Genomic DNA, 16419 nt, shown 5'->3' on the forward strand with positions numbered 1-16419 from the left:
GAAGCTACAGATACTCAGGAAAGTGGTGGCCGGTCGGCTTTGGCAGATGCGGTTGGGTTGGAGGGTTGTTCGAACACCTGCCAGCCCCCGCCCAGTGCCTTGTAGAGCTGCACGCTGTCGAGCAGCAGCCGGGTGTTGCTTTCGTTGGCGCTCAGGCGTGCACTCAGGCGCGCACGCTGCGAATCCAGCAGAGGCAACAGGTCGATCTGCCCACGGTTATAGAGCGACTGGGCGCGATTCTGTGCCGTCTCCGCAGACGCGGCGGCCAATTGCAGCGACCCGGAACGGCGGCGTTCCTGCGCAAGCGTGACGAGGGCGTTTTCCACATCCTCGAGCGCCCGTACGATGCCGTCTTCGGCGCGTAGCAGCGCCTCTTGTTGAGCACTCTCAGCCGCTTCATTGATTGCTTGCGTACGCCCGGCGTTGAAGAGTGGCATCGCCAGCAAGCCCGCGACGTTGGTGAAGCGCGCAGCGCCCATATCGGCACCGTTCAGGTTGAGACCCTGGCGGCCGAAGGACGCGCCGAGAAAGAGTTGTGGGAACCATTCAGCTTTCGCTTGCTGGCGTCGCGCATTGGCGGCGTCGAGCTGTGCCATCAGCGCCAGTACGTCAGGTCGGCGTTGCAGTAATTCGGCGGGCTGGCCGGGCTTGGCCTGGGGCACGTCAACCAAATCACCACTCGATGACGGAATGTTCCTGGTGTTGAAAGACTGGTCGGCGATCAGCACCGCGATACGGTGACGTGCCACTGCTACTTGGGTTTCCAGTGGCGGAATCTGTGCCCGCGCTGATAAAGCGTCGGTCTGCGCGCGTTCGACGTCGAAGGCGGATGCCAGACCCACCTGTTGCCGCGCGGTGACCAGACGCAACGTCTCATCCTGCATTGCCGAAATTGCGCGCAGCGTTGCGACCTGGCGCTGTGCACCGACCAGGGTGAAGTAGTTGCTGACGACATCGCTCATCACCAACAGGCGTACTCCACGCATGCTGTGTTCCGCGGCTAGCGCATCGGCGTCTGCCGCCGCTGCGCCGGCTCGCAGACGGCCGCTCAGGTCGAGTTCCCACGAGACGTCCAGACCCACACTGGTGGTTTTGATATCTGGATAACCCTGTTTCGTGGCCGAGTTGAAGCCGCTGCTGCGGTCACTGCCGGAGACGGATGTTCCGACGCTCGGGAGCAGCCAGGACTGGCTGACCGTTTCTCCGGCACGCGCGGCACGCAGACGCTCGGCGGCAATCTTGACGTCGCGGTTCTCCCGCGCGGCTCGGCGCACCAGATCCGTCAGCAACGGATCGTGGTAAACCTCCCACCATGCCGCCTCGGGTTCCATCTCGGAGGCCGTACTCGCGGCGAAGTGGCTCGGTACGTCGACCGATGGCTTGACGACCGGCGTGGAGCAACCGGAGAGGGCGAGGGAGATCGCAGTGCAAAGGGTTGCAGCAATGGCGAATCCGGTCGCGCGCTCAGTGCGCTGAAAGGTTGTCCGACCGGTATAATCTGGCAACAGATGGTGGATAGAAAAGCGCGGCATTAGAGTGGACTCGTGTAGATTCGAGGTTGCGTCAGGGTAGAGACCTATGTGCGCGAAGTAGTCAGCGAACCGTCGCGGTTCGGTCGCCATGCGCACTTCATGTTGATGCTGGAAGGATCACTCGCCGCCGTTTTCTACCGACGGTTCACCGGTTGCTGACACCAGATCCGAGTCGATCGACTCCAGTAACTCTTTGCCAGACGAGAACTCGCGCTGACGCCCGGTGACCAGGTTTTCAAGGCGTCCCATCAAGGCGCCGGGCTCAGCATCACCGCGCAGCTTGACGACGTATGCGCGGCGGCTTGGGTATTTGGATTCAGGGTTAAGGCTCATCGCACCTGGGCTCAGGAAGGTTCGATACCAGCGTAAGCCGCCCCGTGGGAAAAGTTGTAAGCGAAAGGTCAGACTTCGGTCTTCTAGCGTTCAGCCCCACAAAAGCCTGCTTGAGCGGTCCGCAAACAATGAATATATGTGTCGTGGTGTGATGGATATGGGGGGCTTTGCGACCAACCCTGGATTATCCACGAGTCTCTGATACTGCTGATAATTGTCCAGGCTGTGGTATTGGTCTCAAGAGGATGGCTGTTCAGTTCCGCCCCTCCACGGATAAACCAATAGTGAAACTCCGACAGCCAACAACGCTCCACCAAGGCTATTAAAGACCCGAAGAGCGCTTAGACCCAGTTCCGACGCGGACGGCTGACCTAGCTCTGCCACTAAAATAAAGTGCGGTGTCAGAAACAGAATATAGGCTCTATAGCTAATGGATCGCCCCGCCAGCGTGCCAATTGAGAGCGGCAGAATCAGCGCTGCCAACAACAGCAGCGAGTGAATGAGCGCTCCCAGAGCTGCGGCCACCAGGCTACCGAGCAAGGTACATGCGAACCGTTCCAGCGAGGTTTTTAAGGTTTCGGAAAAGTTGGGCTGCATGATGAAAAAGATCGTTAAGGTCATCCAGTAGCCATGGTCAAGCTTTAAGTATTGGACGAGCCCCACCGAGATTGCTGCGGCCAAGCCGACACGCACCCCGTGGAGGGTGAGGTCAGGCGTGAGCGTGAAACTTGTTTGTGCAGCCTCTTTTGCTGATGTTGTATCTGGTTTTTCAATTCGCCACAGCAGCAGAGCGAAGCCCGTGGCCCACAGATTGCCGTAGAGAAAGTAAGTGGCGTAGGTCATGCCGTGTGCAAAGTCTTTACCGGAGAAAGCGGTTGAAACCGCGAAGGCTGTCGCCGCCAACAGGGCGGGCAACCCGATTCGCATCCCGCCTCCATGGGCAACGGCGCCACCGAAACCAGTGATCGCGGCGAGCACAATCACAACCGGCGGATAGGTGACGATCCAGGCGCCGAGCCCTGAAGCCAAGGCGCCCGCGATTCCGAATGACAAAGCGAATAACAGCCGCGTCCAAAATCCTCCAGTTACCAGTGACAGGTAGGTCCAGAACGCGGCAATCGCTGACCAACTAAACAAAGTGTTATGCAGATAAGCCGCCAACAACGCCGGAACGGTACAGACAATACCTCCGCATACGGCCTCGCCCACCGGGATATCGTGCAGTCTGTGCAGTGACTGGAAAGCTTTCAGTGGATATTTATGCTGCATAGCGGCGTTCAAACGGTTGCTTGATGCAGGATGCTTGCGTCGATTTGCTCAATCGACGTCACCCCGGTCAACGTCATGGCCACACGAATTTCCTGGGCAAAAATCTCCAGCATATTCTGTACACCACGCTGCCCGTCAGCGGCCAACGCGTAAGCTGTCGAACGCCCTAGCAACACGCTTTTGGCGCCCAGTGCGAGCATGCGCACTACATCAAGTCCTGAGCGAATACCGGAGTCAACCAACACTGTCAGGTCATTGCCAACAGCCTGGGCAATCGATGGCAACGCTTTGGCAGTAGAGAGCACGCCATCGAGCTGACGACCGCCGTGATTGGATACCACAATGCCGTCTGCACCGAAGCTCACCGCATCCTTGGCGTCCTGAGGATCGAGAATGCCTTTAATGATCATCGGGCCTGTCCAGAACTCGCGAATCCACTCCAGATCCTTCCAGCTTATGGACGGGTCGAAGTTATTCGCCAGCCAGCCCACGTAGTCTTCCAGCGTGGTCGCCTTGCCCAGATATTTGGAAATATTGCCCAGATCATGAGGGCGACCGAGCAGGCCAACATTCAACGCCCAGTCAGGCTTGGTCATGGCCTGTAAAATGCGCCGAGGCGCAGCGTAAGGGCCAGACATACCTGAGTGAGCATCGCGATAACGGGCGCCAGGCGTCGGCATATCGACCGTGAATACCAGCGTTTTGACCCCGGCAGCCTTGGCACGCTCCAGTGCGTTCTTCATAAAACCACGGTCTTTAAGCACATACAGTTGAAACCAGATCGATTGCTCGCTCTGCGACGCTACTTCCTCAATGGAGCACACCGACACTGTCGACAAACAGAACGCAATCCCCGTTTTCTCCGCGGCCTTGGCCGCTTGCACCTCACCTCGGCGAGCATACATACCGGTCAGACCTACGGGGCTGAGGATAATCGGCATATTTAGTGGTTCATTAAAGAGCGTGGTTTTCAGACTCAAGCTTTCGACATTCTTGAGGACGCGCTGACGCAAACTGATATCGCTCAAGTCTGAACTATTGGCTCGTAGCGTGTGCTCTGCATAGGCACCGCCATCAATGTAATCGAATAGAAAGCGTGGAAGCTTGCGTTTAGCTGCTGAGCGGTAATCAGACGCCGACGAAATAATCATGCCTGTTTTCCTTTGCAAAGAAGTCTACGAACCGAGGCCGCAAGGCGCTCGCTGGAGCTTCAACATAAGGAATTTTCGACTATGATAAAAACAACTTTTACAACTTGATTTCAGTCGAAAGTAGAATACTCATGAATCTTCGAACATTGCGTACCTTTGTCGAGGTCGTGCGCCAAGGCGGTTTCTCCCAGGCTGCTGAAGTCGTTTCCCTTACCCAGTCCTCCGTTAGCAAGGCCGTCAAAACCCTGGAAGAGGAGTTGGGCACGCCATTGTTGAACCGCATCGGCCACAGAAGCGAACTGACCGCCGCCGGCGCAATCGTCTATCGCCGCGCCCTCGTCCTGCTGGCCGAACGTAACGATCTCATCGCCGAAATCAATGACTTGTGCGGCCTCAAAGGCGGCGTACTGCGCATCGGCCTTCCACCCGTGGGCAGCGGTGCACTCTTCGCCGGGATGTTCACTCAATACCGAGCCCGCTATCCGGATATCGAAATCCAACTCATTGAACACGGCGCGACGAAATTGCGTGAATGCCTGGAATCGGGAGAAGTAGACCTGGCTGCGCTATTAAAGATGAAGCCGTTTAACGAAGAGTTCGATTATCAGGATGTACGCATCGAGCCATTGGTGGTCGTTATGGCAGAGAACCACCCGTTGGCCAAACGCAAAAACGTCGACATCGCAGACTTGGCTAATACGCCTTTTATCCTCTTCGAGGCGGGATTTGCACTCAATACCATGATTCAGGTGGCGTGCGATCGAAAGGGAATAACACCCAAGGTGACAGCACGTAGCGGTCAGGTCGATTTTATTGTGGATCTGGTTTCAGCAGGGCTGGGTGTGGCATTTTTGCCAAGGATGCTGGCGCAGAAGCACTATCACGGCGGGATTCGGCTGGTGGCGCTGGATGAGCCGGAAACTGATTGGCATATAGCGTTGGCGTGGCGCAAGAACGCGCATTTGTCGCCTGCGGCGGAGGCTTGGTTGGCGTTGGCCAGGGCAATGAGAGAGTAACCTGTCAGAGAAGACCGTCTATGGGTAACTGCTGCGCCCAACGGCGCGATGTATATATTGGACTGACTCATTTCGCATTTTGAGATGCCCACCCTGAATGTCCAAAAAATCACAGAGGCCCTGCACCAGGCGCGCCATGAACTGGATGTTGCGCGGGAGCGTCTTTCAAGACCGCGTACCAGCTTCAATCAACCGACTCGCACGTTTTACTAATTCAGTCCCATGCGTTTCGGACAGTTGGTCAATCAGCCTCACCAGTGCCTGGTGGTCTTCAGCCGTAGTGTCGTACCGCTCATACAGCTCTACCATTGCGAGCAACTCCAGCCACGATGCATCCTGGTCGCGTGCTTCCTCAATCGCATGACGCACCGCCGCGTTACTAGCTGCCGAGCGACCCTGTGCCCTCGCGATCGCCGCGTCCAGCAACAACAGCTGCGGCAGGTATACGCGTTCGCCCAGTTCCTCTCCCACCCGGAGTGCTTCCTGCAATTGGAAGTGCGCTGCGTCGTAATCGCCTGCCAGTAGCAGCGCCTCAGCGGCGTAGCCGAGTACTTCGCTGGAACCGGAACGCATTCCGAATCCGGTGTGGGCCTCATAGGCCTCACGGATTTGCCGGTAGCCGTCGCGGGGCGCCCCGTTGCGGGCGTCGGCCCAGCCGTGCCACCAACGGCAAGCGGTGCGCCCAAGTGCGAGTGAATATTCATCAACCAGTTTCTGCATGTCGTCAGCCAACACAGTCACACGCACGTGGTTGCCTAATCGCACCTCGATCAATACCTCATGCCAGGTTGCGGCCAGCCGTGTCATAGGTTGTCGAAGTGTATGGGCACGGGTTTGTGCCCGCTGCATATGGGCTCGCCCTTGCTCAATCAGGCCCGAGCGCACCAGCTCTATAGCCAGCATCCCGTGCAGCATGACCTGGGGGTCAACTGCAAAGATCTCGTTTATCCCGATGTCCAGCGGCTCAGCGATTGCTAGGCCGCGCTCTAACCAGTGGCGAGTCGTTTTCGTGCGACCCTGGAGATGGTGCACCTCGCCCTGAACGATGCATGCTGCCAGCATGAGTTCTTGATTGTTTGTGTTCAAGGAAAGAGCTTCAGCACGCTCTGCCACTTCCAATGCCTGTGAATAGTCGCCGCGCAACCCGAGCAGATAGCCGAATCCATGCAGCAGGCGACCGCGCATAGGGTGCTCGGGTACATCCGCGAGCAGCGTGTACGCCCGTTCGAAAGCGCCCTTGGCTTCGCTACCCACACCGAACATGTAGAAAGCTGAAACCCCCTGCAACGTGGCCAAGGTAATTTCGAGCGTATCGCGCTCCGTCCCTTCGGGTGCCTGCATAAGCAAGAGTAGGGCGCGTTCAGTGAGGCTGATGCACAAGTCCGGGCTGAAGTGCAGCAGCGCGGCTTCTGCGGCCTCGGCGTAGTAGCGTAGCGCGATCATCGGCAGCCGGGCACGGTCGAAGTGCATCGCCAGTTCCGAGGCAGCAACCGGCACACCGGCCGAGCGCTCGCGCTCGAGGGCGGTGCCAACCCGGCCATGGAGATCGATGCGCAACGAACGCGGTGTGCGGTCGTACAGCACCTGGCGAAAAAGGGCGTGTCGGAACGAATAGGGCGGCTCTACCGCATCGTCAACATCGGGAGCCCGCGATTGTGTGAGCCATACCTGCTCACGCATCAGCTCCTCACAGGCACCGATCACCGAAGAGAGATTGCGCTCAAGGGCCAGCGAAACCGTCTCAACCCGGAAGTCGGCCCCGCACACCGCAGCCGCGCAGAGGAGTGTACGTTGCTCCGGACCAAGCTTGGCGATGTAGTGATCAATGATGGCGGCCAGGTTGTCGGGAACCGCCAGATCCGCCAGTCGAGCTTCGATGGTGGTTTCGTCTTCTTTTGCATCCATCACTTCACTGATGATTGAGGAAACGAACAATGGCACACCGTCGGTCCGTTCGTGCAGGGCGCGCACGAAGGCTTCATCACGTGCCAGTGAGGCTGAACGCAGTGCCACATAGTCGGCGATTTCAGTTTCCGAAAACGGGTCGAGCACCACTTCCTCGCACAAACGTTGCAGACGCAGTTCGTGGCGCAATGAGCTGAGCGGATGGTCAAGCGCCACCACTTCGGCAAGGCGAAAGCTGGACAGCCACATCAGGCGCGCTCGGCCACGTCGTCTCGCGATGTAGTCGATAAGCTGGACCGTCGCCCGATCACTCCAGTGCAAGTCTTCGGTCACCAGCAACAGCGGGCGCTGCTCTGTGTAGCGGTCCAGCAATTCGCCCATTTCCCGCAGCATGCGGTCCGGACCGACGCCCGCCAACTCGCGGCGCAACGCTTCTCGCTCTTGTGCGGTACTCAGCCACGGCAGTTGCAGCAGCCAAGTCGGCGCCACGTCACGCAACAATGCCGGCAGGCTCGGGTCGCTGCGGCACAAATCGGCCAACGCCTCCAACACCGGCAGGTACGGTTCGCCGGTGCCGTAGTGCTCCACGCAATGGCCGCGTGCGCAAGCAATGCCGCCAAGGCTGGCGAGGAAATATTCGATCAACGTGGTCTTGCCGATCCCCGGTTCTCCAGCAAGCCAAACCACGGCACGCTGACCGCCACCGGCCCGCTCCCATGCTCGTTGCAGCCTGGTGACCTCGTCAATGCGACCGATGAATGAAGGCGACGGACGTGTACCGGTCGCCTTAACCGCCGGGGATGTAGGTGGTATCGAAGAAGCAGAGGAGGGCACGGCGATGAAGCGATAGCCGCGCCGCGACACCGTCTCGATAAAGCGAGGGTGCTTGGGGTCATCGCCCAACACCTTGCGCAGATCACTGATGGCCGTCTTGAGAACCGAATCGCTGACAAACCGATGCCCCCACACGGCGTCCAGCAAGGCGTCTTTGGATACCAACGACCCCGGCTGGCGTGCGAGCACGCATAACAACAGAAAAGGGGTCGGCGCCAACGCCACCGCTTCCCGATTACGCAACAAACAAGCGTTGGCCTCGTCGAGTTCGAACTCGCCAAAGTCAAGAAGGACGGGGGTCGGATGGGGCTGCGGACGCGCCACGGTTGATTCCTGAAGACTAAAAACATGGTGGTGCGCTGAAGATTCGCACGGGATTCGGTCGTCTTCGACCTGGGCTCGGACCCCACGCAGTTACGCACTTCAGTCCTGGGCCATTGCTCTCATGACAACGCTGATCAACTCTGAAGCCAAGCGTCGTCGGTCGGAAACTGGCACACGCACAACTTCACGCCATGAGCCTTCTTCGCCTTAATGCGGCCAGTTAGGCCTGTATCTCAGCTCGTTCGTTGGGTCACATCACGGCTTTTCAATGATCTCAAAAATTTAATGACAAAAACATCAATATTGAACTTAATCTCAATTTTTCACACCTTGATTCTGCCTAACGATGAGACCGGCGCGCCTCACGCCTTCAATCACAACAAGGGCTCGAAATGAACAACACTTTAAGGCTCACTGTGACCGCGTTTGGCCGCTTTCTGCCTATCGTGACTGGCTGAAGTCGGCCGAGGCTGTGTAAAAACGTTTTTGATCGTAATAGGTGGCTGGATTCGAGACAAAAATTGCGCTCCTACGCAAATTTCAGGTCTGCTGAGTTGCCGAGTGCCATGTATAGTTTTCGTTATCTGCATTGACCGGTCAGCAGCCGGGCTTTTGGGGCAAGTCCGAAGGGCCGATTTCTGCCTGTAACGACTGAACGAAATCGACTCATTTCCGCTGGTGGCACGTTGAGGGGCTCGCCTGGAAAAGTACAGCTTCGAACTCAAGCTGTTGATCGCGAGAAGTGGGCTTGCGAGAAAGACAAGTGATCTTATGTCTGGAAAAATCGGTCGGGACGACACGAGTCAAGGGCAGAGGATGCCTTGTTGTCGACTATTTCCTCGCTGGCAAGACGGCCCACAATCGCCGCCAGAGTGACGCCAGGATGCATTGCGCAAACGTACACTGCGCCGATGTCGGGTAGATAGCCGATGATGGGGATGCCATCGACAGGAATTGGCCTGAGTCCGACACAAGCCAATTGCGGATCAATGGAAGTAATCCCATAGAGTTCGTTCTGGATGGCCCGGGCAGTTCGTAGCGCTATCTCTACTGGCTGGTTTTCCAGGGAGTCTCCCAAATAATCTTCCGCCGCCAGCAACGTACCATCGGTGCTTTGCCTTACTTCCATTTGAGGGCTGGAGATAATGGTGTTCACGAGATTGGGTTGTGTCTTGTAGCGGATGAGTATTGCCGCAGAGGCCTCTATTGGCAGGGACATCTTTAACATCTCAGTCAGCTTCGTGATGCCTGTCCCCGCTGCCAGTACGACAATGTCGGCATCGATGATGCCCGTTACGGTTTCGACTCCCGTCACCTTTGCGTTCTGAGTTGAAAAGCCAAGCACCCGAGTATGCGTAAGCACTTTCGCGCCATGATTCCGGGCTCCTGCGATCAAAGCGTGAGTTGCGTCCACTGCGTCCAGCGCGCCTTCTTCGGCTTCATACAAGGCATGCTGAGGGGGATTCTTGAGGTTCGGTTCTAGACCGAGTATCTGGGGGCGAGATACCAGGGTTGCCGAAGGCTGGTTGCCTGAGGCTTGCAGCACGCTATCCAGGCTCGCGCTGTAAGACAGGGAGCCTGTCCATCGTACTTTCAGATCCGGCAGCTCGGTTTGGAGGCGGCGGTATTCCTGGGTGGCGGCGCTACGCAATTGCGCAATTGGATCGGGCCCGCTATGTGAGGTGTTGATCCATGCGAATGAGCTTCCGGTCACGCCGGACGCTATATCTTCAGCCTCGACCAAGATGACATTCGCGCCTTTGCCGGCCAGGTGATACGCCAAGGACGCGCCCACAATGCCTGCGCCAATTACAACAACTCGTTTGCCTGCGTTACCTTCCATAACAGCTTCCGTTCTGTTGACCTGATGAAAGTACTACATCCAGATGATCTCAGGGTTTGCGAACCTGGTCATCCATGGCTCCTTAGTGCCCCCGCTTCTGACCGGTTTCTGCCTGTCACCAAGGGTCGTATCCGACCCAAGGCTGCAGGTCATTTATTTTCACAAAATCAGGGGGATTCATCAGAATGTTTTGGGGCCGCCGTTTATTTTTTTACGCTTTCTTTACGGTAGGCGGTTTTGTCCACAACGATACTGGCCGCGATTTTTAGACCGTCCATGCGTTGGCACTCCTGATGACGCTGGCACTGTATTGCCCAAGGATGGCGTGAATTTCTTCCCCGCAATTTGAGAGAAGCGACCCTTGAGTGAAAATGTGACCAATGTGCATGTAGATTCCCCATCCAGAACGTCGGGAGTCGGCTTGCTCGTCGCCGCCGTTGGAGTGGTTTACGGGGATATTGGCACCAGCCCCCTCTACACACTGAAAGAAGTCTTTTCCGGCCACTACGGAGTTCAGGTAAATCACGACGGGGTGCTAGGCATTCTGTCGTTGATCTTTTGGTCACTGATCTGGGTGGTCTCGATCAAATACGTGTTGTTCATCCTGCGCGCCAACAATCAGGGCGAAGGCGGCATCATGGCGTTGACGGCGTTAGCCCGTCGCGCGGCAGCTCCCTATCCAAACATGAGCAAGGTACTGGTGCTGCTTGGCCTGTTTGGTGCGGCACTTTTTTACGGGGACAGCATGATCACCCCGGCTATTTCGGTGCTCTCTGCGGTTGAAGGACTACAGCTGGCGTTTGACGGAATCGAGCACTGGGTTGTGCCCTTATCAGTGATCGTGCTGGTGGCGCTGTTCTTGATACAAAAACATGGCACGGCTCGAATCGGCATCCTGTTTGGTCCGGTCATGGTGCTGTGGTTTGTGGTGTTGGGTGCGCTTGGGGTCTACGGTATTTTGCAGCGCCCGGAAGTGTTGCAAGCTCTCAATCCTGTTTGGGCAGTGCAGTTCTTCGTGGTTCATCCGGGAGTCGGTGTGGCGATTCTTGGCGCTGTCGTGTTGGCATTGACCGGTGCTGAAGCTCTGTATGCCGACATGGGCCACTTTGGTCGCAAACCGATCTCACGTGCGTGGTTCATGCTCGTGCTGCCCGGTTTGGTGCTCAATTACTTTGGCCAGGGCGCCTTGATCCTGGGAGACCCGGAGGCTGTGCGCAACCCGTTCTATTTGCTGGCGCCTGATTGGGCATTGTTGCCGATGGTCGCGCTCTCCACACTGGCCACCATCATCGCTTCTCAAGCAGTGATTTCCGGTGCTTTTTCCCTGACTCACCAGGCCATTCAGCTGGGTTATATCCCCCGGATGTTTATCCAGCACACCTCCAGTCAGGAGCAGGGACAGATTTACATCGGCACGGTTAACTGGGCATTGATGGTCGGTGTTGTGCTGTTGGTTATCGGTTTCGAGTCGTCCAGTGCGTTGGCCGCAGCCTATGGCGTCGCGGTGACGGGGACCATGTTGATCACAACAATTTTGTCCTCGGCAGTCGTCCTGCTCCTATGGAAAATGCCGCGCTGGCTGGCCATTCCAATGTTGCTCGGACTCTTGCTCGTAGACAGTCTGTACTTCGCGGCCAATGCGCCGAAGATTTTTCAGGGCGGTGCGTTCCCGGTGATTGCCGGTATTGGTTTGTTCATTTTGATGACGACCTGGAAGCAGGGCAGGAAGATTGTTGTTGAGCGGCTGGATGAAACCGCGCTACCTCTACCACTATTCATCGATAGCATCCGTACGCAGCCTCCCCATCGGGTGCAAGGTACGGCGGTGTTTCTAACGGCCAGGGCCGATGCCGTTCCTCATGCGCTGCTGCACAACCTGCTGCATAACCAGGTTTTGCATGAGCAAGTCGTATTGCTCACCGTGGTGTCTGAAGACAGCCCTCGTGTGAGTGCTGAACGGCGGTTCGAGGTTGAAGCCTACGGTGAAGGGTTCTTCCGGGTCAGTCTGCACTTTGGTTTTATCGAGGAGCCTGACGTTCCCTTGGCTTTGAGTCTCTGTCACTTGTCAGAGCTGGACTTCAGTCCGATGCGCACGACCTATTTCCTTAGTCGAGAAACGGTGATCCCGACCAAACGCATCGGTATGGCCCGTTGGCGAGAAAGCCTGTTCGCGTTTTTGCTGAAGAACGCCAATAGCAACCTGAGGTACTTCAAACTGCCGTTGAATCGGGTGATTGAGCTGGGCACACAGGTTGAGATGTAAAGAGTCATCGAGTATCCCGGGGGGCATGAGGTGGCAGTACGGGAAGGTCGAAGCTGACACGCTGTTTGTGCATCACCTCAAGCGTTCAATGCGGGCCATTGATGCTGGATGAACCCCGTGTCAGACGCTTGAGCGCGACGACCATCAGGCCCCCGGCAACCAGCATTCCTGTGAGAAAAAGCGGATAGGCAACCCACCAGGGGACGGCCGAGGTCATCATGCTGAACTCGGACATGCCACCAATGCTGGCGATCAGGTTGAGAGGCAGGAAGACCACATTGATCAGCGTCAGTTTGCGTAGCAGGTTGTTCATGGTGTTGTTCATCAAATTGCCCCGTGCATCGATCAAGCCGGCAAACACCCGAGAGTAGATTTCCGCCTGTTTGTTGCACTGGGTGTTCTCGATGATCAAATCGTCGATTAGCGCGATCGCCTCGACGCTGAAGTGCTCTTTTTCTGCATGATTGCGCAGCCGGGTCAGGACAGCGCCATTGCTGTGAATTGCGTTGATGTAATAGATCAGGCTTTCGCTGAGATTAAACATCTGGATCAGATGCCGATTCTCCATCGAGGCGTTGAACTTCTGCTGCAACTCGCGAGCCACCATCTTGATCACCTTGAGGTGACCCAGGTAGTGGTGGAGGTTGTTGAACAGTATGTCCAGCAGCACATCCTGCGGCGTGTGCAAGGGGTGCCGCTCCCCCAGGCCACTCAATTGGGAATCGTCAGTCGCGATTACCAGCAAGCGTGATTGAGAGAACAGCAAGCCGAACGACGAGACCTCGAAGGCCAGGCTTTCTCCGCCCGAGTAACTTTCCGGACGCTTCCAGATCAAGAACAGATTATCCGGGTGGAATTCGATGCGTGAGACTTCGTCAGGATCCAGTGCCGAAGCCAACGCGTGATCGTCCAGTTTGAAATCGCTGCGCAGTAGATCCCGTTCTGCGATATCGGGATTGCTGAACAACATCACATCGGCATCGAGGTGTTCAACCGATACCAGTGCCCCATTGGCGAGTTGAAAACTCTTGATCACATCTGACCTCTGGCGTTATCGACTGAGCAAGCCCATGTCTTGCGGGATGCGTGTCGGATCAAGCATTCACCACGCCTGGCCGCGACGTTTGAGTTCCAGGCGCCGGACGAATTCTTCCAGCACAAGTGAATACAAATCGTCCTGCAAGTAAGCGTCTTCGATGCCGGCATCCATGTTCGGATTGTCGTTGACCTCGATCACCACCACCTTGTCGCCGGACTGCTTCAAGTCGACTCCGTACAAACCATCACCAATGAGGTTGGCGGTCTTCACCGCGAGTTCGACCACCGCTCGTGGTGCCTCGTGGACCGCCAGGGTCCGGCATTCCCCATTAATGTCCTGGCCCTTGGCTTTGTGGTTGTAAATCTGCCAGTGACCTTTGGACATGAAGTACTGGCAGGCGAAAATCGGCTTGCGGTTGAGCACGCCGATGCGCCAGTCGTACTCGGTGTAAAAGAACTCCTGAGCCAGCAACAGCACCGAGTGTTCGAATAGCTCAGAGGTGGCTTCCAGCAGTGCCTGTTGGCTTTCAACCTTGATTACGCCCCGGGAAAAGCAGCCATCGGGAATTTTCAGCACTAACGGAAAGCCCAGGCGTTCACCCACTCGCTCGAAGTCTTCCGGTCTTTCCTTGTAGAGAATCTCGGTTGCCGGCATACCCAATTGATGGCTTTTCAGTAGATCAGTCAGGTACACCTTGTTGGTACAGCGCAGGATTGAAGCAGGATCGTCCATCACCACCAGACCTTCGCTTTCCGCCTTCTTGGCGAAGCGATAGGTGTGGTTATCCACGCTGGTGGTTTCGCGAATCAACAGGGCGTCATACTCGGCGATTCGTGAATAGTCTTTCTTTTCGATCAGATCGACATCAATACCCAAGCCTTTGCCGACCCGGATAAAATTCTCCAGTGCCTTGGCATTGGAGGGCGGCAGCGCTTCTTGCGAGTCATGCAAAATGGCCAGGTCGTAGCGGGCAACGCGTGGTGAACGTGGCATTCGCCATACCTTGCGGCTGAAGCTGTCCAGCGAGTTGGCAAACTGATCTTCCTGATCTTCGCGTAACTTTTGCAAGACACCGGACTTTATTCCATCGATGCGCCAACTATTACTTTTACGGAACTCTACCAGGAGGATCGGGCAAGGGAAGATTTCAAAAATTTGCCGTGCCAAGTCCTGTAGCGGTTCAAGATTGGTTTTACCGAAGTACAGGGTGAGCGTGAATCCTTCGGTATTACTGTAAATGTGATTGTTCAATGCTTTGTCCAGGGTTTTACCCAGATCATCCAGCGCCAGGCCATACAGCGATTTTTTGGTAAGTTCGCTGATAGTGCGCACGGACGGAATAACTTTATGGCCGCGTGCTTCTGCCAGTAGTGAACAGTAGTATCCGTGCCCCAGATACTTGTAGCTTCGGCATAGATTAATAACCTGAACGCGCTTGCCCGCTTCGATCTCAAGAGGCTGTTCCAGGTACTCCTGCGCACTCATCACATCCTCCGAGGGAAAGTAAGAGGTCCAGTCTTCTTTTCGCTCAACAATAATAATCACCTGGCTGGATCTTCTTGATGCCTCCGGTAAATAAGTCAGGTTTGATATTGCCGCTAATCGATTTTGCTCTGATACTTCACGCAAGCCACCCTGTACCGCTGACATATGAAAAGGTCCGTTGGAGAACAAGTCCTTATCTATTAAGCACGATACTTTTAAAAAGTCTCGTTTCGTTACGCAACTTTTACGGTGGGGCTATGAGTCTGTTATTTCGCAATGCTACACACGATGATCTGAAGTCTCTGCTGGAGCTGGAGAACCAATGCTTTACCTCTGATCGACTGACTCTGCGCAGTTTTCAGTGGATGATCAGCCGAGCCCATGCCAGCCTGATCGTTGCGCAAGACGGGGGGCAACTGATGGGCTACTGTCTGGTCCTGTTTCACCGTGGCACCTCTCTGGCGCGTCTGTATTCAATCGCTATCGCCACCCACAGTCGCGGCCTCGGTCTTGGAAAACAGCTATTGGATCAGGCGGAGGATAGCGCTCGCGCTCACGACTGCGCCTACCTGCGACTGGAAGTGCGGCCGGATAATCCCGTCGCTATCAGTCTTTATGAGCGTAACGGTTACCGACGCTTCGCTGTGGTTCACAACTACTACGAAGACCATGCGCATGCGTTGCGTTTGGAGAAGCGCATTCTGCAACATCGGGAAAGCCGTGAATTCCAGGTGCCTTACTACCAACAAACCACTGAGTTCACCTGCGGCCCGGCTTGCCTCTTGATGGCCATGAGGGCATTGCAACCCGATCGCCTGATCGAGCGCCGGGACGAACTGCAAATCTGGCGTGAAGCCACGACGGTGTTCATGACTTCGGGGCACGGCGGGTGCAGTCCCCAAGGATTGGCATTGGCGGCCTGGCGACGAGGGTTTCGAGTACGCCTGCAAGTGAGTATCGCCGGTCCGCTATTTCTCGACGGGGTGCGCGACGAACATAAAAAGGAGGTGATTCGCCTGGTACACGAAGAGTTTTGCACGGAACTTCGGCAGAGTGATGTGGAGCATGTCAACAGCAACCAGCTGGATCTGGCGCTCACGCTGAAGGCCGGCGGTCAGCCCTTGGTGTTGATCAGCAGCTACCGTCTGACTCGCTCCAAAGCCCCGCACTGGGTCATTGTCACTGAATACGATGAAGACTTCGTCTACCTGCATGACCCGGACATCGATCACAGTCAGCACCGTCAGGCACTCGACTGCCAGCATCTTCCCGTCAGTCACAAGGCGTTCGATAAAATGTGTGCTTTCGGCGGCAATAAGCTGCGCGCCTCAGTGACGCTTTACGCACGCGAGCAGTCCAGCAACGGAGTGCAGCTGCCTCCAGCACAGAAGCATTGTGTTAATGGGGCCTCATAAATCGTGACTT

10 protein-coding genes and 1 pseudogene are annotated in these 16419 nt (G+C 56.3%); 3 read left to right on the forward strand and 8 right to left on the reverse strand.

Features of this window, described 5'->3' with window-relative positions; genetic code table 11:
• Positions 1 to 14 precede the first annotated feature (14 nt).
• From ACEN8Z_RS14525 to lldD, 4 genes are all read right to left on the reverse strand, one after another.
• Positions 15 to 1532: a TolC family protein gene (locus ACEN8Z_RS14525; RefSeq protein WP_495594616.1), complete on the reverse strand. Its 1518-nt coding sequence runs from the start codon at positions 1530 to 1532 to the stop codon at positions 15 to 17.
• A gap of 117 nt (positions 1533 to 1649) precedes the next feature.
• Complete coding sequence (locus ACEN8Z_RS14530; RefSeq protein ID WP_495594617.1) at positions 1650 to 1865, reverse strand: hypothetical protein; 216 nt, start codon at positions 1863 to 1865, stop codon at positions 1650 to 1652.
• Positions 1866 to 2102: 237 nt separating this feature from the next.
• Positions 2103 to 3134 (reverse strand): FUSC family protein, encoded by a 1032-nt coding sequence (locus ACEN8Z_RS14535; protein WP_495594618.1) that lies wholly within the window; start codon positions 3132 to 3134, stop codon positions 2103 to 2105.
• An 8-nt stretch (positions 3135 to 3142) separates the two neighbouring features.
• Complete coding sequence (lldD, locus tag ACEN8Z_RS14540) at positions 3143 to 4285, reverse strand: FMN-dependent L-lactate dehydrogenase LldD (RefSeq protein WP_495594619.1); 1143 nt, start codon at positions 4283 to 4285, stop codon at positions 3143 to 3145.
• A 131-nt stretch (positions 4286 to 4416) separates the two neighbouring features.
• On the opposite strand from lldD, the gene ACEN8Z_RS14545 reads away from it, so the two are divergent.
• Complete coding sequence (locus ACEN8Z_RS14545; RefSeq protein ID WP_495594620.1) at positions 4417 to 5301, forward strand: LysR family transcriptional regulator; 885 nt, start codon at positions 4417 to 4419, stop codon at positions 5299 to 5301.
• Between the two features lie 165 nt (positions 5302 to 5466).
• On the opposite strand, the gene ACEN8Z_RS14550 is transcribed toward ACEN8Z_RS14545, so the two are convergent.
• Both ACEN8Z_RS14550 and ACEN8Z_RS14555 read right to left on the reverse strand, forming a co-directional pair.
• Entirely contained in the window at positions 5467 to 8364 is a 2898-nt protein-coding gene (locus ACEN8Z_RS14550; RefSeq protein ID WP_495594621.1) for an AAA family ATPase, read from the reverse strand.
• Between the two features lie 769 nt (positions 8365 to 9133).
• Positions 9134 to 10219 (reverse strand): annotated as a pseudogene (locus ACEN8Z_RS14555) (NAD(P)/FAD-dependent oxidoreductase); the annotation flags it as partial.
• A gap of 349 nt (positions 10220 to 10568) precedes the next feature.
• Between ACEN8Z_RS14555 and ACEN8Z_RS14560 the strand changes: the two are divergent.
• A complete protein-coding gene (locus tag ACEN8Z_RS14560) occupies positions 10569 to 12470 on the forward strand; it encodes a potassium transporter Kup (RefSeq protein WP_495594622.1) in 1902 nt (633 codons plus the stop codon).
• Positions 12471 to 12555: 85 nt separating this feature from the next.
• Here the strand turns inward: ACEN8Z_RS14560 and ACEN8Z_RS14565 are convergent, their stop codons facing one another.
• Together ACEN8Z_RS14565 and ACEN8Z_RS14570 are read right to left on the reverse strand one after the other, a co-directional pair.
• Positions 12556 to 13506: a magnesium transporter CorA family protein gene (locus ACEN8Z_RS14565; RefSeq protein ID WP_495594623.1), complete on the reverse strand. Its 951-nt coding sequence runs from the start codon at positions 13504 to 13506 to the stop codon at positions 12556 to 12558.
• 66 nt (positions 13507 to 13572) lie between these two features.
• Positions 13573 to 15159, reverse strand: a complete 1587-nt coding sequence (locus tag ACEN8Z_RS14570) for a RimK family ATP-grasp domain-containing protein (RefSeq protein WP_495594624.1) — start codon at positions 15157 to 15159, stop codon at positions 13573 to 13575.
• A 92-nt stretch (positions 15160 to 15251) separates the two neighbouring features.
• Between ACEN8Z_RS14570 and rimI the strand changes: the two genes are divergently transcribed.
• Positions 15252 to 16409, forward strand: coding sequence for a ribosomal protein S18-alanine N-acetyltransferase (gene rimI, locus ACEN8Z_RS14575; RefSeq protein WP_495594625.1), 1158 nt, complete (start codon positions 15252 to 15254; stop codon positions 16407 to 16409).
• The last annotated feature ends 10 nt before the right edge of the window (positions 16410 to 16419 follow it).

The organism is Pseudomonas sp. Pseusp10 (assembly GCF_059492225.1).